This window comes from Oceanidesulfovibrio marinus, assembly GCF_013085545.1.
Taxonomy (GTDB): Bacteria; Desulfobacterota; Desulfovibrionia; order Desulfovibrionales; family Desulfovibrionaceae; genus Oceanidesulfovibrio; species Oceanidesulfovibrio marinus.
Genome location: NZ_CP039543.1, coordinates 4,594,822 through 4,616,672, shown reverse-complemented (window position 1 = coordinate 4,616,672; position 21,851 = coordinate 4,594,822). Strand labels below are relative to the sequence as shown.

20 protein-coding genes are annotated in these 21,851 nt (G+C 64.8%); 14 read left to right on the top strand and 6 right to left on the bottom strand.

The annotated features are described in order from the left end of the window. Positions 1-69: 69 nt before the first annotated feature. Positions 70-915, bottom strand: coding sequence for an amino acid ABC transporter permease (locus E8L03_RS20190; protein WP_235896717.1), 846 nt, complete (start codon positions 913-915; stop codon positions 70-72). Between the two features lie 350 nt (positions 916-1,265). On the opposite strand from E8L03_RS20190, the gene E8L03_RS20185 reads away from it, so the two are divergent. Next, the gene (locus E8L03_RS20185; RefSeq protein WP_144306704.1) at positions 1,266-1,631 is read left to right on the top strand and encodes a CGGC domain-containing protein; all 366 of its coding nucleotides are present in this window, start codon (positions 1,266-1,268) and stop codon (positions 1,629-1,631) included. 133 nt (positions 1,632-1,764) lie between these two features. On the opposite strand, the gene E8L03_RS20180 is transcribed toward E8L03_RS20185, so the two are convergent. Further along, on the bottom strand, positions 1,765-2,226 hold the full coding sequence (locus E8L03_RS20180) for a hypothetical protein (RefSeq protein WP_171268335.1): 462 nt from the start codon (positions 2,224-2,226) through the stop codon (positions 1,765-1,767). A 524-nt stretch (positions 2,227-2,750) separates the two neighbouring features. Between E8L03_RS20180 and E8L03_RS20175 the strand changes: the two genes are divergently transcribed. The 4 genes from E8L03_RS20175 to E8L03_RS20160 all read left to right on the top strand — a co-directional run bounded on the left by E8L03_RS20175 (position 2,751) and on the right by E8L03_RS20160 (position 6,353). Then, the gene (locus E8L03_RS20175; RefSeq protein ID WP_144306706.1) at positions 2,751-3,713 is read left to right on the top strand and encodes a serine/threonine protein kinase; all 963 of its coding nucleotides are present in this window, start codon (positions 2,751-2,753) and stop codon (positions 3,711-3,713) included. Next, positions 3,710-4,234, top strand: a complete 525-nt coding sequence (locus E8L03_RS20170; RefSeq protein ID WP_244963596.1) for a universal stress protein — start codon at positions 3,710-3,712, stop codon at positions 4,232-4,234. The genes E8L03_RS20175 and E8L03_RS20170 overlap by 4 nt, the downstream gene beginning before the upstream one ends. A gap of 39 nt (positions 4,235-4,273) precedes the next feature. Next, a complete protein-coding gene (locus tag E8L03_RS20165) occupies positions 4,274-5,116 on the top strand; it encodes a universal stress protein (protein ID WP_144306707.1) in 843 nt (280 codons plus the stop codon). 349 nt (positions 5,117-5,465) lie between these two features. Then, complete coding sequence (locus tag E8L03_RS20160; RefSeq protein ID WP_144306708.1) at positions 5,466-6,353, top strand: LysR substrate-binding domain-containing protein; 888 nt, start codon at positions 5,466-5,468, stop codon at positions 6,351-6,353. 159 nt (positions 6,354-6,512) lie between these two features. Here the strand turns inward: E8L03_RS20160 and E8L03_RS20155 are convergent, their stop codons facing one another. Beyond that, complete coding sequence (locus tag E8L03_RS20155) at positions 6,513-8,048, bottom strand: bifunctional GNAT family N-acetyltransferase/carbon-nitrogen hydrolase family protein (protein ID WP_171268334.1); 1,536 nt, start codon at positions 8,046-8,048, stop codon at positions 6,513-6,515. A gap of 212 nt (positions 8,049-8,260) precedes the next feature. Between E8L03_RS20155 and E8L03_RS20150 the strand changes: the two genes are divergently transcribed. From E8L03_RS20150 to E8L03_RS20140, 3 genes are all read left to right on the top strand, one after another. Further along, entirely contained in the window at positions 8,261-9,265 is a 1,005-nt protein-coding gene (locus E8L03_RS20150; RefSeq protein ID WP_171268333.1) for a tetratricopeptide repeat protein, read from the top strand. A 21-nt stretch (positions 9,266-9,286) separates the two neighbouring features. Continuing rightward, positions 9,287-10,096 (top strand): hypothetical protein, encoded by an 810-nt coding sequence (locus tag E8L03_RS20145; protein ID WP_171266205.1) that lies wholly within the window; start codon positions 9,287-9,289, stop codon positions 10,094-10,096. A gap of 288 nt (positions 10,097-10,384) precedes the next feature. Continuing rightward, a complete protein-coding gene (locus E8L03_RS20140) occupies positions 10,385-10,876 on the top strand; it encodes a MarR family winged helix-turn-helix transcriptional regulator (protein WP_171268332.1) in 492 nt (163 codons plus the stop codon). A gap of 16 nt (positions 10,877-10,892) precedes the next feature. Here the strand turns inward: E8L03_RS20140 and E8L03_RS20135 are convergent, their stop codons facing one another. The 3 genes from E8L03_RS20135 to E8L03_RS20125 are packed head-to-tail and all read right to left on the bottom strand — an operon-like array spanning position 10,893 to position 12,861. Next, positions 10,893-11,099 carry a hypothetical protein gene (locus E8L03_RS20135; RefSeq protein WP_171268331.1) on the bottom strand — a complete coding sequence of 69 codons (207 nt, stop codon included), beginning with the start codon at positions 11,097-11,099 and terminating at the stop codon, positions 10,893-10,895. A 54-nt stretch (positions 11,100-11,153) separates the two neighbouring features. Next, on the bottom strand, positions 11,154-12,122 hold the full coding sequence (locus tag E8L03_RS20130; protein WP_171268330.1) for a nickel/cobalt transporter: 969 nt from the start codon (positions 12,120-12,122) through the stop codon (positions 11,154-11,156). Positions 12,123-12,141: 19 nt separating this feature from the next. Beyond that, positions 12,142-12,861 (bottom strand): DUF1007 family protein, encoded by a 720-nt coding sequence (locus E8L03_RS20125; protein ID WP_171268329.1) that lies wholly within the window; start codon positions 12,859-12,861, stop codon positions 12,142-12,144. 290 nt (positions 12,862-13,151) lie between these two features. On the opposite strand from E8L03_RS20125, the gene E8L03_RS20120 reads away from it, so the two are divergent. The 6 genes from E8L03_RS20120 to E8L03_RS20095 all read left to right on the top strand — a co-directional run bounded on the left by E8L03_RS20120 (position 13,152) and on the right by E8L03_RS20095 (position 21,849). Then, positions 13,152-15,911, top strand: coding sequence for a PAS domain-containing hybrid sensor histidine kinase/response regulator (locus E8L03_RS20120; RefSeq protein WP_171268328.1), 2,760 nt, complete (start codon positions 13,152-13,154; stop codon positions 15,909-15,911). A gap of 132 nt (positions 15,912-16,043) precedes the next feature. Then, entirely contained in the window at positions 16,044-17,468 is a 1,425-nt protein-coding gene (locus E8L03_RS20115; RefSeq protein ID WP_171268327.1) for a hypothetical protein, read from the top strand. Positions 17,469-17,551: 83 nt separating this feature from the next. After that, a complete protein-coding gene (locus E8L03_RS20110) occupies positions 17,552-20,014 on the top strand; it encodes a LamG domain-containing protein (protein WP_171268326.1) in 2,463 nt (820 codons plus the stop codon). Then, positions 20,002-20,253, top strand: coding sequence for a hypothetical protein (locus tag E8L03_RS20105; RefSeq protein WP_171268325.1), 252 nt, complete (start codon positions 20,002-20,004; stop codon positions 20,251-20,253). Before E8L03_RS20110 ends, E8L03_RS20105 begins: the two co-directional genes overlap by 13 nt. Further along, the gene (locus E8L03_RS20100; protein ID WP_171268324.1) at positions 20,246-21,004 is read left to right on the top strand and encodes a carboxypeptidase-like regulatory domain-containing protein; all 759 of its coding nucleotides are present in this window, start codon (positions 20,246-20,248) and stop codon (positions 21,002-21,004) included. Before E8L03_RS20105 ends, E8L03_RS20100 begins: the two co-directional genes overlap by 8 nt. Then, on the top strand, positions 21,001-21,849 hold the full coding sequence (locus E8L03_RS20095) for a DNA adenine methylase (RefSeq protein WP_171268323.1): 849 nt from the start codon (positions 21,001-21,003) through the stop codon (positions 21,847-21,849). The genes E8L03_RS20100 and E8L03_RS20095 overlap by 4 nt, the downstream gene beginning before the upstream one ends. The last annotated feature ends 2 nt before the right edge of the window (positions 21,850-21,851 follow it).

The following is a 21,851-nucleotide window of genomic DNA, read 5'->3' as shown; positions in this document are numbered from 1 at the left end:
AACACTCCGGGCTCGCCGCACTCTTCGCTTTGGGCCTGGGGGCTTTCGTTCACGGCGCTTTCCGGCATGTTACCCGGCTCCCTGTTCGTTATACATGGCCTGTCCCTTGGACATTCGCTTTTCCAGAAGATTCACGAGGCGCGACAGCGTGATGGTGACCACCAGATAGATGGCCGCGACCACGAACCAGACCTCAAACGTCAGAAAGGACTGCGCGATGATGATCTGCGCCTCCTGCGTGAGCTCCAGCACGGCAATGGTGGAGACCAGGGCCGAGTCCTTCACCAGGGCCACGGCCTGGCTGGCCAGCGGCGGCAGGATGCGGCGGATGGCCTGCGGCAGCACCACGTAGCGGTAGGTGTGCCACGTGGACAGGCCCAGGCTGTGCGCGGCCTGCCACTGGCCCTTGTCTATGGAGGCGATGCCGGAGCGGAAGACCTCGGAGGCGTACGCGCCTTCGAACAGGGAAAGCGCCAGCACCGCGGCGGTGAAGCGTTCGATGTCCAGCACCTGGCCCAGCACGAAGTAGATGAAGAATATCTGGATGAGCAGCGGCGTGTTGCGGATGGACTCCAGGTAGCAGCGGGCGATGATCTTGCCCACGATGGAGTCCGAGAGCCGGAGCACGGCCGTGGTCAGCCCGAAGAGGAAGGAGAGCACCAGGCTGATGCCCGTGATCTGCAGGGTGACCCACAGCCCGTGGAGCAGCGGCCCCGGCGTGAACACGCCGTCTTTGAAGGTATAGATGTACTTCCAGACGCGGTACCACTGCCAGTTGTAGTTGAGTGATTCCGCACCCGTGTTCACGAGAAGGACGAGGAGCGCAATAAGCACCACCGCCATTCCCGCTTCTTTGAGAGTCAGCCCGGTCCGGCGGCGGAAGGCGGCGGGCATGTGATTCAGCGATCGCACCATGTGAGTTATTCCTGACGATCCGCAGAGGATCGGATAATGGCCTTACACTATATTTTTTTCCCCAGGGAACTCAAGAATTCTTTCCTCAAGATGACGATCCGTCCGCGATTCACCCGCGAATATGCCCCGGAGAGACCGTCAACACTGGGATTATGGCCGGCAGAAAGCAACAGGCCAGCGCGCTCCGGATGCGCCGCACAGAGTATTTGAAAAACCCGCCTGAAAAGTATACGTTTTGTCCGCAGTTCTGCTTCGAGCCGCGCCGCGGTTCCGTTGTTCCCGCGGACCAGCACGCGACCCGCAAACACCGTCATGCGCGGCGGCCGGCGGCCGTCCGGACAGGAGAAGACATGGAAAAAATCCTCATCATCGGCTGCAAGAAAGCAATGGACGACGTCTGCATCGGCTGCTCGCGCTGCCTGGTCAGCTTCAACCGGCGCGAGGGATTCTTTGAGCTGTACGAGGACGAGGAGGCCGAGGTCATGGGCCTGCTCAACTGCGGGGACTGCCCCGGCGCGACCATCATCACCCGGCTGGCCCAGGTGAAGCTGTGGAACGCGCCTCTTTCGGAAAAGCCCACGGCCGTACACATCGGCCCCTGCATCACGGAGCACTGTCCCCATCGCGAGACGATCATCGCCAAGATCCAGGCCAAGGCCGGCATCCCGGTGATCGAAGGCACGCACACCTACACGCCCATGGACATCTTCCGCTGAGCATGGGCTGTGGTTTCGCAGCTGGGGTAAAGAATGGGCGGGATAGCTTCGAGCCTCCCCGGTCTCACGGTCAGGCGGTCTCGCAATCACCCGGAGGCGGGTCGCACAAGCGCCGCCCGACGCGCATCGAGCTCTACTGCCGGCGCAGCCGCTGGATGCTGGCCATGAGCTCCGTGCCCTTTTCGCCGCTGCCGTCGGAGATGTAGGAGACCTCCATCTCGTCCGGCCCTGTAAGATGGAACACGGCGTATCCGGCCTTATGCTCCGCGATGTACACGGTTTTCAGATCGGGCGAGATGACGCCGAAGAACTCCTCTCCGTTGCCGGAGCCCGGCCCCTCCACGTGGAGCTTGGAGGTCTTTTCCCCGGCAATGAGCCGACCATCCTGCTTGTCGATGATGTACGCCGTGAGCGGTTCATCGATGATGTGCTTGAAGTGGCCGTCCAGAATGAGAAACGAGGAGCGTTTGCCCACCCACGTGCCCACCAGGTTCGGCGGGATGGGTTCGGGTTCCTGCGCAAAGGCAGGCACGGTAAGAAATACGAGACAGACAAGCCCGCAGATGGTGAGAGCCAATGAAATCCGATGCAACATGCTGTGTCTCCGGTATTGCTGCTGGCGACCGAAACCGTGCGGAATCGATCCTCGTTAGCGCCCGTCTCTGGGGGAATAGGGCTCCTCATTTTTTCATCGTAGTTCGACCCTGCACCCGGCGCAATGCCTTCCCCGAAAAATGACGTATGGTATTTTCCGAAAAACTACCCGCGGACTGCGCCAGTCTCGCATAGATACCAAATCTGGAAATGAATTCAACATCTTCAGAGCCTCGTGCCGGAGTATTATCTATGCGGCCTCCATCCGGAAACGAACGGGTATGCCCCGGCGGAAAACGCCGTCTCGCTCCTGTTGCGAGCGGCACCCGAGCGGAGGAAACGACGCGGGCGGACAGTCCTGATCGCATCCGGAGGACGCTGCCCCCTCGTTGGGATCTTTGTCTTTCAGGACCCTGCAGGCCGAAATGTCGCCCTCTGATATTCTGCTGCCTTGTTTCGTGACATGGACCGGCGGCATGGGTATTATATTGACACCACTTTGTTCCCGTTTCCGGGAGGTTGGCCATGGCTTTGGATGTGCGAGAGCTCGTCCGCGAACGAATGCCGGACTTTCCCATGGCTCGCTGCGGCCGTCTCGTCACTGACACCAGCGAGTTCATGCGCATCGACTACGGCGATGTGATCGAGCTGGGCGGCATGCATTACCTGGTGTTCAAGGACGAGTCCGAGCGGCGCTTCGGCCTGGAGGACCCCAAGTACTGGGTCAAGCGCTGCCGCTGTCTGGAAAGCGGCGAGTCCAAAATCCTCAAGCTCGTCTTCTACGAGAGCTTCACCCTCCATCTCGGCGCCATCGCCGTGCAGTGCTACCGCAGCCCGCAGAAGGAAGCGCGCATCCTCATGGAGGTCCGCGGGGACATCCGCTTCATGCAGGGCGTGCCCATCAACGACACCCGCGGCAACGTGGTGCGCGTGCTGGACATCATCCGCGGCAAGCCCATCGACGTGGTGGCCGACGCCATCGAGGCCGACCACGAGACATACTTTTACGAGCACTTTCCGGACCTGCTCGCACGCTTCATCACGGCCTGCGAGGCCATCGCCAGCCTGCACGACCGCTTCGAGAAGCACGGCGACGTCCGCCGCGACCACCTCTTGATGGAGCACGGCACGCGCCAGTGCCGCTGGATCGACTTCGACTACGCCTTCCAGTCTCACGAGAACCCCTTCGGCCTCGACCTCTTCGGCCTGGGCAACATCCTGCTCTTTCTCGTGGGCAAGCGCATCTACACGGCCCAGGAACTCGCCCGGTTCCCGGCCCCGGTCATTCAATCCATCAACGAGGACGACCTCTCGCTCATGTTCCCGCACCGGATCATGAACATCGGCAAACTGTTCCCCTACATCCCCAAGGAGCTCAATTACATCCTCCAGCACTTCTCCTCCGGGGCGCCCCTCTTCTACGAATCCACGGCCGAGCTCCTCGACGACCTGCGCCCGGTGCTCAAAACAATGCAACCCGCGCCATGACCACACGCAATGCAAGGGAGGACGCCATGGACTGCACGCACATCATGATCGCCGTGGACGGTTCCGAGAACTCCATGCGCGCCGTGGACTACACCGCCGCAATCATCGGCTGCCGCGGCGGGTTCACGGTCCAGGTCGTGCATATAGAACGCCTGCCGGACCGCGATCTCTTTCCCGACGAGGCGGCCTGGAAGAAGAACTGCAACGCCTACGCCGCGGACATGCGCCGCTTCCTGGCCGACTCCCGCCAGAAGCTCCTCGACGCCGGCATGGGCTCCGACGATGTGACCGAGCTCTACGTGCCCAGCTGCCAGCGCCCCTCCCCGGACCAGGAGGCCCTGCGCTGCAGTCACGGCGCCACTATTTCCCAGGAGATCCTGCGCTGCATGGAAGAAGGCGGCTACGGCACCATCGTGGTCGGCAGGCGCGGCCTCTCCAAGGCCGAAGAGTTCATCTTCGGCAGCGTCTCCAGCAAGATCGTCCACCACGCCAAGGGCTGCACGATCTGGGTGGTCTCCTGAATCGCGCCCCTGGCGCGCAACTTCCAACGAGGTAATCCAATGGTCAAAGCCCCGCGACATATCCTGGCCGCCATCAGCGACGAGCCCAGCGCCCTGCATGGCGTCCGCTTCATCAGCCGCTTCCTGCGCGTCACCGACGATATCGCCGTGACCCTGCTCTTTGTCGTCCCAAAGCCCCCGGACGTGGAAAATCCTGGCCGCTTCCTCACCTCCTCCCTGGCCCGCGGCAAGTTCTCCCTGGACCAGGCGGCGCGGCTGCTCGTGGAAGCCGGCTTCCCATCCGAGTCCGTGGAGCAGAAAAACCTCTTCGCCCGGCGGTCCAAGCCCGCAGAGCTCGCCGCCGAAGCCGTGCGCGGCCTGTACGACGCCGTGGTTCTGGGCCGCCGCGGCCACGCCTGGCTCATGGACCTGGTAGAAGGCAGCGTCAGCAGCGACATCGTGGACACCGGCCTGCGGGTGCCCGTGTGGATCGCACGCATGCCCGGCGAGGACCGCACCGGCGTGCTCGCCTGCCTGGACGACTCCGAGCAGGCCTTTGGCATGGTGGACCACGTCGGCTTCCTCCTGGCCCGCGAGTCCCAGCCCATCACCCTCTTCAGCGTGCTCGACCCCGGCCACGAGGACCACGCCCGGGCCGATGCACTCTTCAAACGCGCCGTCGGGATGCTCGAACAGCACGGCGTCGGCGTCGAGCGCATCCACACCAAGACCGTGGCCTCCGCCAACCCGGCCAAAGCCATCCTCGCCGAAGCCGCAGACGGCCACTACGCCGCCGTAGGCGTGGGCCGCACCGGCGAAAACAAAGGCACGCTGTTCATGGGTTCAGTCTCCACAACCCTGCTCAAGGAGCTCACCGGCGCCGCCCTGCTCGTTCACCAGTAGATGACAATCTTATTCAAATAAAACACGTGCCTCTGGCGGCCAGGGGAACATTACTTGTGGGGGACTCTGTCCCCCCTGCCAGGGAGCATGGCTCCCTGGACCCTCTTCGGGGCATGGACCAGTTACAGGTCCAGGGAACTTAGTTCTCTGGCGGGGTGCCCGACGATTCTCCAGGACAGAAGAATCGGACCGGTGAGTGGAATGAACCGACCAAAGGTACGCCCCAGGATGGGGCGTACCAGGGGCGGCGCCCCTCGGACCTCAACGCGCTTGACGACAGCGGCGTGATGGGCCATGGAGTGATAAGCAAGACAACTTGCTCACACCCCAACAATAAGGAGTTGTGATCGTGGATCTGTCGTACGATCTCTTACGGACGTTCATTGCCGTGGCTGAGACCCGAAACTTCACCCGCGCCGGCGAGCTGGTGAACCGCACGCAGTCGGCCGTGAGCCAGCAGATCAAGCGGCTCGAAGGCGAGCTCTGCCAGGAGCTGTTCGCGCGCGATGCGCGCAGCGTGCATCTGACGCCGTACGGCGAGGCGTTCGTGCCCCATGCCCGGCGGCTCATCCGGGCGCACGAAGAAACCGTGGCCGCTCTGTCCACGCCGGACGTGGCCGGGGTGGTGCGTCTGGGCGCGCCGGACGACTACGCCGCCTTTTTCCTGCCCGGCATCCTGGAGCGATTCGCCTCGGTCTGCCCTCTGGTGCAGGTGGAGATGCGCTGTTGCGAATCAAGCGCCGCCCTGCTGACCGCTCTGGACAACGGAAAGCTGGACCTGGTGATCCGCACGAACGTGACGCCCACCGTGGCTGGCCAGACCATCGCCCAGGAGCCCATCGTCTGGGCCGCCTCGGCCTCCCATTGCACGCACGAGATCAATCCCCTGCCCCTGGCCGTGTTCGCCGAGGGCTGCGAGTACCGCGCCTGGGGCACCCAGGCCCTCGAAGACATCGGCCGGGCCTACCGCATCGCCTACACCAGCCCCAGCATCATGGGCATCCAGGCCGCCATCACGGCCGGCCTCGCTGTGGCTCCCATCGGCCTGCACTCCCTGCCGCCGGGCGGACGCCTCCTGGGCGAGGACGACGGGTTCCCTCAGCTCCCCTCGGTCACCGTCTCCCTCCACCGCCGCACCGACAACGGCGGCGAAGCCGTCGACCGCCTCGCCAGCTACGTCATCGAAGCCTTCCGCGAAAAACGGCTCGACCAGCCGTCGCAGTGCAACGCGGCGTAAACACACCCTACAATCCAATCCATGTTCCGAGGGGCGCTGCCCCTCGGGCACCCCGCCAGGGAGCTTAGCTCCCTGGACCCATTATAAGGGGTCCGGGGACCACTGGTCCCCGGCAGGGGGACATGGGGGACAGCGTCCCCCAGTACCAGCTATCCGTCTCTAATCATGCAGCCAGCGTAGATCGTAGAGGTCGGTGCGCCGGCTTTCGGCGTTGCGCACGCTGCCCTGGAGCCGGAGCTCCTGGATGAGCTCGACGTCGAGGTCGGTGATGAGGGTGGTTTCCACGCCGGGTGTGGCTTCGGCGGCGATGGCGTCGTGGGGGAAGGAGAAGTCCGAGGGCGTGAACACGGCGGCGCGCGAGTACTGGATGCCCATGGTTTCGACCTTGGGGATGTTGCCCACGCTGCCGGAGATGGCCACGTAGCACTCGTTCTCGATGGCCCGGGCCTGGGCGCAGCGGCGTACGCGCAGGTAGGCGTTCTTGATGTCGGTCCAGAAGGGCACAAGGAGGATCTTCATGCCGCGCTGACTCTGGAGCCGGGCCAGCTCCGGAAACTCCACGTCGTAGCAGATGAGGATGCCGATTTTGCCCACGTCGGTATCAAATACCTTGAGGGACTCGCCGCCGGTCAGGCCCCAGCTGGCCTGCTCGTCCGGGGTGATGTGCAGCTTGTACTGGCTGTCCCAGGTGCCGTCGCGGCGGCAGAGGTAGCAGACGTTGTAGAGCTGCCCGTCCTCGCGGATTTCGGGCACGGAGCCGGTGACGATATTGATGTTGTAGGACACGGCCATGTCCAGCATCTCGCGGCGCAGGCGGTCGGTGTGTCCGGCCAGAGAGCGCATGGCTTCCCAGGGGCTCTGGTCTTCGTACTGGTGGATGAGCGGCGCGTTGAACAGCTCGGGGAAGAGGATGATGTCGGAGCCGTAGTCCGAGACCGTGTCCACAAAGAACTCCACCTGCTGCATGAAGTCCTCGAAGGTGGGGAAGCGGCGCATCTGCCACTGGACCACGCCGACCCGGGCGATGGACTTGACGCCGCCGATGAGGCGGGTGGTTTTCTCGTAGGAGATGTTCACCCACTCCAGGAGCACGGCAAAGCCGTGGGACTGGGTATCCTCCTTCCAGTAGCCGCGCAGGAGCCGCTTGATGTGGAAGTCGTTGGAGAGCTGGAAGGAGAGCACGGGATCGTAGATCTCGCGATTCTTGACCCGGCGGATATACTCCTGCGGGCCCATGTCGTCGGCGTGCTTGCGGTAGCCGGGCATGCGGCCGCCCAGCACGATGCCCTTGAGGTTGAGGCTTTCGCAGAGCTCCTTGCGCGCGTCGTACAGTCGGCGGCCCAGGCGCATGCCCTGGTAGTCCGGGTCCACGAAGACCTCGATGCCGTAGAGGTAGTCGCCCTCGGGGTCGTGCCGGCGCAGGGTGCCGTCGCCCACCAGATCCTCATAGGTGTGATGCTTCTCGATAACCGAGGACTGAAGCATCATGGTGAGCGCGGCGGCCACCACCCTGCCCTTGTCCTCGATGCAGATCTGGCCCTCGGGAAAGCGCTCGATCATGGCGGCGATCTCGTGCTGCTCCCAGGGCTCGGACACGGCGCGGTAGACCCGGCCGGAAAGCTCGCGGATGCGGTCGTAGTCCTCGATGCGCAGGTTCCGAAGGGTGAGCTTGTGCTCGGTCTGGCTATTGGTCATGGAACAATCCGTTTCCTTAGGAGTTGTGGTTCAGAGTTTGTCGGACAGGTGTATCAGGTTAGCCGGCGTTTTTCCAAAACCGGCTTGTGCAGAAGGGCCGCAAAGTCCTTTTGTAATTGTTTGGTAAATGTGCCAAATAGTGATTGACCACTGGCGGCTGCTGGTTCAAAAAGGAAAATATGTTAAGTGGCAATACGATACTACAAGAAATCGTGCGCTCCCAATTGTCCCGCAGGCCCAGGCCGGCCGCATGGATAGTGCCCCTCGCAGCGTTGGTCTGCCTCCTGGCCGCCGGTTGCGCGGCCACGCGCTACATGTCCAACCAGGTGGTGGGCAACTACTACCTCAACGAGCACCGCTACGCCGACGGCGTGGCGCACTTCCAGGAGGAGCTGGCCGCCCATCCGCAGGAGCCCCTGCCCAACTACTACATGGGCCGCCTGCTGCTGGCGCAGAGCAAGCCGCAGGAAGCGCTGCCCTATCTGCAGAAGGCCACGGCCCTCGATCCCGGCAAGGAGGAGTACTGGTACTGGCTGGGCGTCAACCAGTGGGCGCTGGGTAACCCCGGGGCCGAGCAGGAGGCGTATCTGCGTGCCCTGGAGATCGATCCCAAGTACGTGCCGGCGCGGCTCTACTACGCCCACAACCTCAAGGACGCCGGCAAGCTGAAGGACGCGCTGACCCAGTACGACAAGGTTTTGCTGGAAGCGCCTCTGCAGCCGGACGCGCTCTACAACCGCGCGGACATTTTGCAGAAGATCGGCATGCGCGGCCTGGCCGCCCCGGCCTGGAAAAAGTACCTCGACAACTACCCCGACGGCAGCGATGCGCGTGAGGCGGCCATGGCGCTTAACAGTCAGGGCGACTTCACTTACCGCATCCACGCCATTGGCGTGCGGCAGGTGGTGCTGCACCGCATCGGCTTCGCCCCCGGCTCCGGCAGCAAGCTGGACAAGGAGTCGCTGCAGTCCATCCACGTTGTCGGCGCCATGCTGCAGGATGATCCCTCGCTGCGTGTGGAGATCGCCTCCTACGACAAGTCCGGTAAGGACGCCGCCACCTACCGCGCCTTAGCGGTTCGAAGCGCCCTGGAGCAACGCGGCGCCCGGCCCGGACAAGTGAGCATTGCACCCTATGGCCGCGCAGAGCGCATCCGCGCCGGCGGCCGGGTTCATACCCTGGACGATTCCATCGTCTTTCGTAACCCCCGCCCGTAACTCACAAGGAGGATACGGCACATGAAAAAAGCATTCACCAAACCCTTGATTTTCGCGACAGCTCTGGTTCTGGCCACCGCAGCCTGGATGCCTGCCGGCGCCGCCGAGGTGGACACCAACTACGACACGCTGAACCAGACGCACCAGCAGCGTACCGACAACATGGCCATGGCCTCGCTCGATCCTGCCGAGCATGAGGCCCTGGAGAACGCCATGGGTGATCTGCAGCAGACCCGCGACGCGCTGCGGACGGCGCAGCAGCTCGGCGACGAGGACGCCATCGCCCAGGCCGAAAACGACCTCAGAGCGGCCGAGAGCGTGTTCAGCGGAGCCCTGGCCGACGCGCTCGACGCACAGGCCGAGGACATCGCCACCATGCGCGCCGACGGCATGGGCTGGGGCCAGATCGCAAACGAGCTGGGCGTCCATCCCGGCACGCTGGGGCTTGGCGTGGGCAACAAGCACGTCCAGCAGGCGCATGAACGCATCGACGCCCTGGCTGGTGAGATGGCCCAGGAAGACACGGCCATGGAAACGATCCGCACCCGCACCAGAACCACCACCCGCGCCACCGAGCGGAGCATGCAGGGCAACGGCAACGGTCTGGGCAAGGGCCATGGTCTGACGGCAGACGGCTCCTCTGCGCAGTCCAACGGCCTGGGCAGCCAGAAGTCCAAATCCGGCATGGGCAACTCCGGCTCCAACGGCCGCGGCAGCGGCAACAGCAACGCGGGCGGCAACGGACATGGCGGGGGCAACGGAGGCGGTAACGGCCACGGTGGCGGCAATGGCGGCGGGAATGGTCATGGAGGCGGCAACGGCAAGAAGTAGCCGCGTTCCAGCCTTCCAATACACAAAACACCACGGCCCCGAGGCGAGCAGCTTCGGGGCCGTTTTTTTGCACCAGAGGCCGCTATCCGGTCCTGGCGTATTCTGCTCTCACTCGATGCGTCGGTGCGGCCCTGCACGAAGCGTTTTTTGGAACACCTCGTGGCCTGGAAAAAAATCACGCGACCCGCTGTTTTCAATTGCTTCAAATGCTTTCATTTTATATGAGGCCTTGACGAACTGAAACGTTAAGATATTCACTACATATACTTGCATTTCAACAGCAACGCGATGAACAATCCGAGTGACCTCCCCATCCAGCGCATCGTCGGCGGCATCCGCTGGCTAACACGCGCCGTAGCCAAGGACGCCGAGCGCTCCGGCAAACGCTTCGGCCTGACCGGGCCGCAAGCCAGCGTCCTGCATGCCATCAACCAGCTCGGCAGCATGAGCTCGGCCATGCTCTCCCGCAAGCTGCACGTCACGCCCGGCAACATCACGGGCATTGTGGATCGGCTGGAGAAAAAGGGGCTGGTCGTGCGCGAGCGAAAGCGGGAGGACCGGCGCGTGGTGCTGCTTCTCCTGACGCCCGAAGGCCAGAAGCTGGCCGACGAGCTGCCCGATCCGGCGGAGATCAAGCTCATCGCCGGGCTCTCCGAGCTGCCTCCCGAGGAGATCGAGGCCATCGACAAGGCCATGGCCGCCGTGTTCGATATCGTGGGCGCCGACGTGGAGGCGACCGACGATTGGGGCCAGGACTCCGGCAAGAGCTCCACGCCTTAGAGCGACACCACTTTCCTCACCCGAGCTGGCGACGCACCACAGCCCGAATCATCTCGTCGGCATACGGCAGCGCCTTTGCGCGTTGCGACTTTTCCGCCAGCAACCGCGCCGCACCGTCCGGATCGCGGCGGCGCCGGAAGGCGTCGCATATCGATACGCATACGCCGCACCCATTGCACGACGCATCAACCTGATTTTCTGAAGATTCTCTCGTCAAATCCATTTTCCTGCTTCACGCCCCTGGCGCGGGCTCGGTTCATAGAGTTGGCATCATCCGTCAACCTGCCAGCTGCCCGACCAAAAGCAGTACGCCAGCGCAAAGCAGCGCCAGCGATCCCAGCAGCATGAGCACGCCATGCATGCGGCTCAGCAGCACCTGTCGGCCATGGACGGCCGAGGACAGGCCACGCCGCGCCAGCAAAGCCGTGTATGCGGCAATGGTGGTGGTCAGGCTCATACCCACGGCAATGGCCACCATGGCGGCCAGCCCCTGAAGCAACAGCCCCTGCGTGAGAGCGAACACGAGCACGATGGCCGCGCCCGGACACGGGGCCATGCCCACGGCAATGGCCGTGGCGACCAGTCCGCGGCTCCCCCTGCACTCTTCTTTCGGGCTGTCGGCATCAACATTCCAATGGTGCCGTAGCTCTCGAATGGCGCCAACCGTAAACACCAGCCCCACTGCGGCCAGCAGGCCGTAGCTCGCTGTCACCAGCCATGCGCCGTACTTCTCCACGGCCAACACGCCGGACATGCGCAGCACAAAGGCCCCGCCCAGAACGAGCAGCGTGGCCGAGAGCACGTGGGCGGCCATGGCGATGCAGCTGAAGAGCCCGGCGTCGCCGAGCCTTGTCGGGCGGCTGCCGAAGTAGGCACAGGCAAAAGCCTTGCCGTGCCCCGGTCCGGCGGCGTGGATCACTCCGTAGAGAAAGGCCACGGCCAGGAACATCCAGAACGCATGGCCGAACGGCGCGGCGTGCATGGCCTGTCCAAAGCCAACGAGCCGGTTCTTGAGAACCATCTGCACCCTGGAGATTGTCTGCAGCACAGGGCTCAGCCAGGGCGCGAACACCGCGGGCACAGCCGGTCCGGACAGGCTGGACGGGCTGGACGGGGCCGCCGTGGCGTTGCGGGCTTTCTCGCCTCCCGTCTGGATGAACGGATTGCGCGCATGCGCCGGCGGGCTCATGGCGAGAACGGCCAGGATCGCGCACAGGCTGACCGCGAACGGAATCAATTTCGACACGTACGGCATCGTTGTCGTTTCACTGCTGGCCGAACGTGACAGTGAACGCATCCGGTATGATCAGCCCCTGGTAGTACGCCATATCCTTGGCTTTTCCGAAGCTCCCCTGCACGCCGAAATTGTTCGCGGCTCCGGAAAAGCTCGGCTTGAGGTCGGCCTGTTCAAAGCCTGTGGAGTTGATAAAGCGCTCGAAATCGCCGGGCTGCGCCTGAGCCGAAGGGTTGGCGAACTGCGGGTCCTTGCTGGGGTCGATGCCCGATCCGCCGCCTTCGCCCACAAGCGCCACAAAGGAGAAAAACGTGGGATCGTACACAGCCACCTTCACGGTCCTGGGGTTCTTCGCGGCCTTCACGTGGCACGGCACGAAGAACTCGTAGATCATGCAGCCGTCCTCCATGTAGGCTGTGAAGTCCTCCATCCAATTGACCTCGAAGCTCTGCCCGTCGATGAGCACGAACGTGAAGTAATGGAAGTCCTTAAGGCTGCCCATGCTGGTGTCCTCAAGATCGGCAAGCTCGGCCGTGTTCAGCTTCTGGTCGTGGTCCTTGTCCACGATATCGAGAAGCGTGGCCGTCAGCATGGGGTCGAGCCGCCATCGCTGCTCGAAGCCGGCAAGGCCGTCATCATCGAAGCGGATAGTGACCTGCGCCTCGATGAAGGCATGGGGATGGGCGATGGCGAGAGTGGGCGCTGCCAGCAGCAACAGGCAGCACGCCGCGACGCGCATGGCAACGTGCATATTTTTCCTCACGTGGTTGACGAGTTGGCCCGGCGAATATGGTACGAATCCCGAAGCCCGTAAACCCGCAATCCACAGCCTGCCGGCGGTTGAGCCCAACGCCTCCTTGATAACCGCCGAATCGGCTCACCTGCGCAATGTCATGAAAACGCTGGACATCGCCAGTTGGCAACAGCTATGTTTGTATGAACTAGTATATATGACTGCGGCTTTCCTCATGGCCGGATGATTGATTCGGCGTTCGGCGCGTTGCACAGCGCCGCCGGAGCTCCCCGCCGAACGGAGCCACGATGTCCGAGAGCAAGAACCGTCAGGAGCTGGAGCTCGAACTGGAGGCGGCGAGAAAACGCGTCGCCGAGCTTGAATCCGTGCTGGCTGAAGGCCGGCAGGATGCGTCGTCGCTCCCCGCATTCGCACCCGAGCTGCTGGAAAAAACCGGCATCGTCTTCTGGATGCGCGACGCTCGGACCGGCGCGTTCCTGCATATGGACGCCGCCGCCGAGACGCTCCTCGGCGTATCCGCAGCCGAGATCATAGCCGACTCCGGCCGCATTACTGACCGCGTCCACCCGCAGGACCTACCCGCCGCCTGGCAGGCCGACGCTTTCAACGGGCCGCACGACATCCTGAACGAAGAGTTCCGCTACATCCATCCGGACGGCTCGGTGCGCTGTTTTTGGGCCAGAACCCGGGGCGAGTTCGATGCGGACGGCCGCCTTGCGCGCACCATGGGCGTGCTGGGCGATTGCACGCCGTACCGCTTTGGAAACGACACGCTCCAGCGCGTGCTCGACTCCATCCCCAGCGTCATCTTCCTGCTGGACACCGAGGGCCGCTACATCTTCGTCAACCAACACTACCTCAAGCTCTTCGGCGGCTCCCGTAAGGAGATCATCGGCAAGTCGCCTACCGACTTCTTTGACGCTCCCATAGCCGAGAGGCTGCTGCGGACGTACCGCGAAGTCCTGCAGGCCGGGAAGCCGCTCACAGTCGTCGAGTCCAGAATTGTGGACGGCCGCACCCAGGATTTCCTCATCACCAGGTCCCCTGTCTTTGACGACGACGGCTGCATCATGGGCATGTGCGGCATAGCCATCGAGATCACCGAGCAGAAGGAGATCGAGAAAACGTTGCGGGAGACGTCCGACCTTCTTGATGCGATCATGGACCACTCCTCGTCCTACATCGTTATCAAGAACACGCAAGGCCGGTTCGTACGTGTGAACAGCCTGTTCGCGCACGATCTCGGCGTCTCGCCCCAAGAGCTGATCGACAAGACCGACTACGATGTCTTCGCCCCGGAGCGGGCGCAGTTCTTCGGTAGAATCGCCACGACCGTGCTGGACACCAGGGAGCCGTACGTCGCGGAAACCACCATGACCGTGGGCGGCGAGCCCCGCCACCTTCTGACAACCAGCTTTCCCTTGCGCAGCGCAGAAGGGGCCCCCAGCGGCGTGTGCACCATCTTTACGGACATCACGGACCAGCACCGCGCCGCAGAGGCCGTGGCCGACAACGAGCGCCGCTTCCGCGCCATCATCGACTCCATGGATCGCATCGCCATCCAGGGCTACGACCAGGACCGCCGCGTCATCTTCTGGAACCCATACAGCGAGCGGCTGTACCGCTACACGCGCGAGGAAGCTCTAGGCAACCTCCTGGAAGACCTCATTATTCCAGACATCATGCGCGATGGCGTCATTGCCGCGCACAATGGCTGGGTCAACGACAACGTGCCCATTCCCTCCGGCGAACTCGTTCTGCGCGACAAAGGCGGCCACGACGTGGAGGTCTACTCCTCGCACCTCATGTACATCGCACCGGACAATCGCCGAGAGATGTACTGCGTGGATGTGGACCTGACCGAGATCAAGCGCATGGAGCGCGAGCTCATCGGCGCCAGAGACGCGGCCGAGGCAGCCAACCACGCCAAGAGCGAGTTCCTGGCCAACATGAGCCACGAGATACGCACGCCGCTCAACGGCATCATGGGCATGCTCCAGCTCATGGCATCCGACCCCGCCTCCAGCCAGCAGGCCCGGTACCTGGACGTGGCCCTTGCATCGAGCCGCAACCTCACCCGTCTGCTCTCGGACATCCTGGACCTCTCCCGCGTGGAGGCCGGCAAGATGGAGCTCACGGAAGAGGAGTTCTCCATGGCCGAGATCCTCGACACCCTCCGCCCCACGTACGGCGACGAGGCCGCCCGCAAGCATATCGAGCTGCGCATCGCAATCGCGGACGGCATCCCCAAAACCATGGTGGGCGACCCCATCCGCCTGCGCCAGGTGCTCATGAACCTGGTGGGCAACGCCATCAAGTTCACACAGCAGGGCTTTGTGGGTGTGGAGATTACCGGTGTCCGCAGCGCATCGTCCGGCACATTTACGCTCATCGCCTCTGTGGAGGACACGGGCATAGGCATCCCGCCCGAGCAGCTCGCCTGCGTCTTCGAGCCCTTTTCCCAGCTGGAGTCGGCCTACTGCCGCAAGTACCACGGCGCCGGCCTCGGCCTGTCCATCGTCCGCCGGCTGGTGCAGCTCATGGGCGGCAGCCTGACCATGGAAAGCGAGCCCGGCTCCGGGACCACAGTCTACTTCTCCGCGACCTTCCGCATAGTCGACCGGCAGCATGGCCCCCTCGCGCCGGACGACGAGTCTCCCCTTGCCCCCATGCGCCTGCTTCTGGTGGAGGACGACCTCGTCAACCGCCTGACCCTGGGCAAGCTCCTGGAGAACGACGGCCACACTGTGCTGGAAGCCGAGAGCGGCCGCCACGCCCTGGACGTGCTCGCCCGCGACCCCGTGGACCTCGTGCTCATGGACATTCAGATGCCGGGCATGGACGGCCTGGAGGCGGCACGCCGCATCCGCAGAGGCGATGTCCCCGGACTCGACAGCACCATCCCCATCGTGGCGCTCACGGCCCACGCCATGGTCGGCGACCGCGAGACCATCCTCAGCTCCGGCATCAACGACTATCTCGCCAAGCCCGTGAACATGGCCGATCTGCGCCGCGCGATGCGCCGTTTCCAAAAGCCCGCCGCCTAGCGCGCCTTCTCCCCCTTCCCTGTTTGGGAGGAATTCCTTCCTCCCTGACCCGGCCGCCGGCCCTCGCCTATCGTGGTTCGCATACGGCATCACGCCGCAGCACCATCCACGACAGACCACCGGAGGGTCCCGATGAGCTTTGCCGCTTCTGATTTCCAGCGTTACCACCCCGAGGCCGTGACCAATCTGCCCGGCAACGGCGGCCGCATGAGCCGTACGCCGGTCTCCACAGCCAAGCACGGCCTCTTCCCACGCGTCACCAGGAGCCAGCGCGACGCCGGCGACGTCATCCTGCGCAAGCTGTTCCTGGCCAACGCCCACCCGGACAACGAGGTGGCCGCCGACGTGCTGGCCTATCTGGAGGCGCCCTCTCGTGGGGGCGACCACTTCCTCCTGGCCCGCGGCACCATGCGCAACGTCCAGGCCGACCTGGAGCTCTCCCAGCCCGACTGGCTGGGCGTGGGCAGGCTCAACGCCAGCCTTTCCGGGGGCGAGCTTTCCCTCGACGTGCTCATGGAGTCCTCGGACGCGGTCTTCCTCAACGGCGGCCTCGTCCATATTGCCTCCACCTACAAGACCGGCCAGAGCGCGGCCCAGGGTGTTAAACCCGGCGATTCCGTGCAGTACGACGACGCTGCGGACATCTGGAACACCATCCCTCGTGAGGATGACATTGCGTTTCCCAAGGGCGTCTGGCTCGGCGGCGGCCTTGTGCTCACGGACGACGACGGCGGCGAGGAGTGGCTGCGCCTGGCCGAGAATCTCCATGAAGGCGAGACCATCGGCTCCGGCGACGGCGTGGAGAACGCCCCGCCCCTGGCCGCCCTGTCCTTTGCCGCCAGCGGCGTGTGCGGCCAGCAGGACAAGCTGCCCGTGGTCACGGCCGTCTGCGGCGGTGTGGAGCGCATGGTGACCATCCAGCCGGACGGCAGCTGCGCCGGGTACTGCGCGGCCGGCTCGCTGAACATGGCCGACGGCTCCTGGACAGAGCCCATCGCCTGGACCACGGCCCCGGACCAGGGCCTGGACATCCGCATTACCTACCGCGAGAACTGCTTTGCCTACGCCGGCAACGTGGCTACCCTGACCCTGGCCGAGCAGGTGGCCGAAGCTCACGACGCCGCCAGCACTTACTGCGCCGGTGTTGTGGAAGGCGGCGACCTGGAACCCTCCATCGACAGCTTTTCGGACTTCGGCACGCAGAGCGGCGAGTTCGACGACGTTGCCCACCCCATCGAGCTGACAGCACTGGGCTGCGAGGAGGAGGACTGGTCCCTGGCCTTCACCTCGGCCACCGCCTTCATCGTATCCGGCGCGCGCATCGGCGCCGTGGGCGTGGGCTCCGTGGCCGAGGACTTCGCCCCGCTCAACCCGGTCACCGCATCCCCGTACTTCACCATCCGCGCTGCGGCGTGGTCCGGCGTCTGGGCCTCCGGCGACACCATCACCTTCACCACCCACCCGGCGGCGCTGCCGCTCTGGTTCAAGGAGGTCGTGCCCCCCGGCACGGAGGAGGAGCCCTACAACCTCCTTACCTGGGGCTACTGGGTGGACTAATGTCCGCCGGCATCGGACCGGATGAACAGGCGGCGCCGAGCGCGCCGCTTTCTTGAACCTTTTCCAGCGAGTGCAGGTAACACGTGCCCATTTCCCGAGACGGACTCATCCTGGAGCTTCTCGGCGGCCTGGACGGGTCCAATATTCTGGACACATCCGACCGCGCCGAGCACGCGTCCATTGTCGGCGACGTAGAGGTGGAGCAGGACGGCCATCCCCTGGGGAGCGCCTTTGTCTTCGATGGTTCGGCCTCGGTGGACCTTCCCCAGAACGCCGTTGTCACGGGCGCGGCCCCGCGCACAGTTGCGCTGTGGTTTTACCGGGAAACAGAGCTGCCCGCCGCCGCGTTCGAGACCATCTACAACGCCGGGATCAGGCAGTCGGCCCGCTGGTTCGACATCTCCCTGGGGCCGGGGACGGTGGAGATTCTCAACTACGGATATGGCGAAGAGAACGACACCATCCCCTTCAATTACGCCGGGGCCTGGCGCTTTGTCTGTTTTCAATACGACGGCGGGGTGAAACGCGCCTGGATCGACGGCGAGAAGGTTGTCGAGAAGTCCATAATCCTGGACACAGGCACCGGCTATCACGAGCTTGCCGAGCGCGAGGGCAACTACCGTTTCCATGGCAAGCTCGCCCGCCTGCGCATCTGGGACCGCGCCCTGAGCGAGGCCGAGGTGACCGACGTCTTCCATGAATCCACGGCGTCCGCATCCGTGCAGCGCAGTGTGCTGACCATCGGGCCGGACCGCTCGCACCGTGTGGCCGCCCTGGGCATGGGCAACGCCAGGCACGGGCTGAACCATTGCTCGGTTCTTGGACTGAACTGCCCTTCCCGCCAAGCCGGCGGCCTGGGCAGCGCCGCCGTCCGCGCGTCTTCGCTTGGCCTGGGAACGAACATGGCTGCTCCGCCGTCCCCGTTGGTGCTGGGTATGCAGCTCCGCCACGTGGCTCCGGCGCGGCTGGGACGCGGCGTGCACCTGTCCCACTCCGCCCTCCTTGACGCGGCAGGCACAAGGACCATCGCCCGCCACGAATCCGCCCTGACCGGCACGGGCCGGGCCTTTCCGGTGCGCCATGCATCGCGGCTGGCCGGGGCGTCCGGAACCGCCTGCCGCGTGGCGCTGGATCTGGCCGATCCGCCCACGCATCGCATCGCCCACCAGCTCCGCGTCTTCATCGACGCGGACGAGATCACCTCCGCAGTGTTGGAGTGCGATCTGCGCCAGTCCCTGGACTCGCCGCACGACGAGTTCTCCCTGCAGTGCGGACGCGGCAAACGCTCCATCGACGAGATTCTGGACAACGCCGCACCTCTGGACTCGGCAGCCACGCCACGGCTCACGCTGTGCATCGACGGCAAGGCGCACCACTTCCTGCTGGAGACGCGTGGACGGGACGGCCGGACTGTGCGTCTCGGCGGCAGGTCGCCCTCTGTCCTGGCGGAATCGCCGTACGCCGACACGGTCACGGTGGAAGGCGGTGTCCTCGCCTCGGAGGCCGCGCAAATCCTGGCCGAATCCTGCGGGCTGTCTATTTTTTGGGACACCCACGATTGGCGTTTGCCGGAATCGTGGATCGGCTCCGGCCCGCCCATGAACAGCCTGCTGGAGCTGACCATGGCTGTTGGCGCGTTCCTGCGCTGGGACTCCGCCCGACAGGCATTCGCCGCTGTGGATGCATCAGCCACCGGGATTGGCCGGCAACCCGCGCAGGACTGCACCGCAGAGCCGTTGCTCTCCGCGACAGAAGCCCACGAGCAGGGCACTGGCTGCAACGCCGTGACGGTGTACGGCTTTTCCGGAGAGATATTCCTGCCGCGGCTGGAGGTGGAGCCTCCGCCCGAGGACCTGTCCGGTCATCTGCGCGGCGCGCCGGCCACTGTGCTGGCCCACTGGCCCGGTGGACGGTCGGACACAGCCTGGACCTGGAGCTCCAGCGGCACGGTCACCCCGCTTGGCGATTTTCTCCTCTGGCGGCGGCAGGCGCTCACGCCATTCGTCATGGGTCGCGCCGAGCTGAACGCGGCCCCGGCCGTGCTCGGCCGCGTGCAGTGGATCGGCGCACATGGCGGCGCGGTCCGGCTCAGCCCGGGTCGGCAGGAACTCCTTTGCGATCCCGGCCGTAGCGGCATCGCCGTCATCGACTACGCCGTGCGCGTGCAGCGCTTCCTGCTCTCGGACCACGACGTCTCCGCCCTCGTCTTTCTGGTGGCCGCCTCCGCGGCCGATGCTGCCGGCGTCAACGTCATCCACGGGCCAGGCAGCGTACGCCGGGAGGATGAGGCCATCGAGGCCCCCCTGCTCACGGATCGCGCCGGCGCGGTGTACCGCGCCCGGTCCCATCTGGCCTGGAACAGCCGCCCACTGCGGAGCTTGGAGACGGCTATGCCGTACCGGAGCGCCATCGCCCCTGGTTCCTCCCTGCTGCTCGACGACGGACAGGCCGGCATCGCTGGTCCCTGCCTGGTCCGCGCGACCCATCTGCACGCCCGCGGCCCCAAACTCGTACACAACCTGGAGCTCATACAATGGACCGACTGACACGAATCACTACCGGCGCCACTGGCGCACTCGCAACGGCCGAGGTCGTGGAGCCTTTGCCACAGGGCGGCTACCGCGTCCGCTCCGCGGGCCGGGAGACCATCGCCCGCGCATCGCAGGGCGCGTCCTTCTCCCCTGGCGAGCGCGCTGTGCTCGCAAATACGGGCCAGGGGCCGGTACTGCTGAGCTCCCTCGGCTCGCGGGGCTCGGCCCCGCTGGAGGTGCGCATCCATGGCTGATCCAACCCGCGACACACTTATCGAGTTCCTGGACCCGCAGAATGCGCAGGGGGCCTTGCTCGCACTGGAACCGGAGGAGGACGCGCCGACTGGCGTGTTCCGGGTGTACGCCTCGTCCCCGGAGTACACGGTGCGCACCAGCCGCCGTCCTGCCAGAAAAACAGCCGCACAGGCCGTGCTTCGCGTCCGCGAGCTGCTCGTGTTCAAGAATGAACGCATGCAACGCCTTTCCTACCCTCTGGGCGGACAGCTCCGCCACCGCTGGCTGGGCTCCAGTGGTCCGGCCGTGATCTTCCCCGGTCGCGGCGGCGCTCGCGTCTGGCTGGAGAGCCCGACAGTGGGCGTGCTGGAGGTGCAGTACGTGACCTGCTTTGACCGCTGGCAGGTGGAAGCGCCGTGCCCCGTGGCCATTGTCGCCACGCTGGGCGACGCGCAGGACTCCCTGCTGCTGGACCCGGGCCTGCCCCTGTCCGGCATCTGGGACGAGATCATCTCCGGCGACTGGTCCCACGAGGACTGGGCGGACAAGGACCAGACCACGGACCTGACTGTGCGCGTGGTGAACTACTGCAGCGGCTCCGGCGTGTCCGGGGCGGATGTCTGGCTGGACGGGGCACACCGCCGCACCAATTCCGAGGGCGAGGCCACCTTCGAGGCCGTCCGTCCCGGCAGCCACTCCGTACGCGCCGCCAAACCCGGCTACATGGCGACTGACGAAGACACCCTCGACAACGAGCGATTCACCATATGACTACTCCCGAACACCCGGTTCCCGGCCGCCCCGTGCTCAACTACCACGGCGGCAAGTGGCGTCTCGCGTCCTGGGTCATCCAGCATTTCCCCAACCACTCCCGCTACGTGGAGCCGTTCGGCGGGGCAGGCTCCGTGCTGTTGCGCAAGGCGCGGTCCGCCTTCGAGCTGATCAACGACCTGGATGATGAGGTGGTCAATCTTTTCGCCGTGCTGCGAGATCCCGTGACAGCGCGGGAACTGGAGCGCGTCCTGCGGCTCACACCCTTTGCCCGCGCGGAGTTTCTGGCCGCCTACGAGCCTACGGACGATGTTGTGGAACGCGCACGCCGATTGATCATTCGTTCACTCATGGGCTTCGGTCCTGCATCCTGCAACCCGGCTTTCCGCACCAGCTTCCGCGCTTCCTCGCGCACGCGGCGTCTCGGCTACGCCGGGGAGTGGATATCCTACCCGGACAACATTCTGCTCTACACCGACCGGCTGCAGGGCGTGGTTGTGGATCAGCGGCCGGCAGAGGATGTGATACGCGCCCAGGACTCCGAGGAGACGCTCTTCTACGTGGACCCGCCCTACCCGCATGAGACGCGGCACGGCGCAGCGCCGAAGCGCTCCTACACGCATGAGATGGACGACGCCACGCACGAGGCCCTGGCCGACTCCCTGCACGAGACGCGCGGCATGGTGGTGCTCTCCTCCTATCCATCGGACCTGTACGAACGGCTCTACGCCGGCTGGAAGCAGGTGACCCGCGCTGCATGGGCCGACGGCGCCCGCCGCCGCACCGAGGTGCTCTGGCTCTCGCCCAACGCGTGGAAAGCACTGCAGCGCATGGAGGCGGCGTAGCC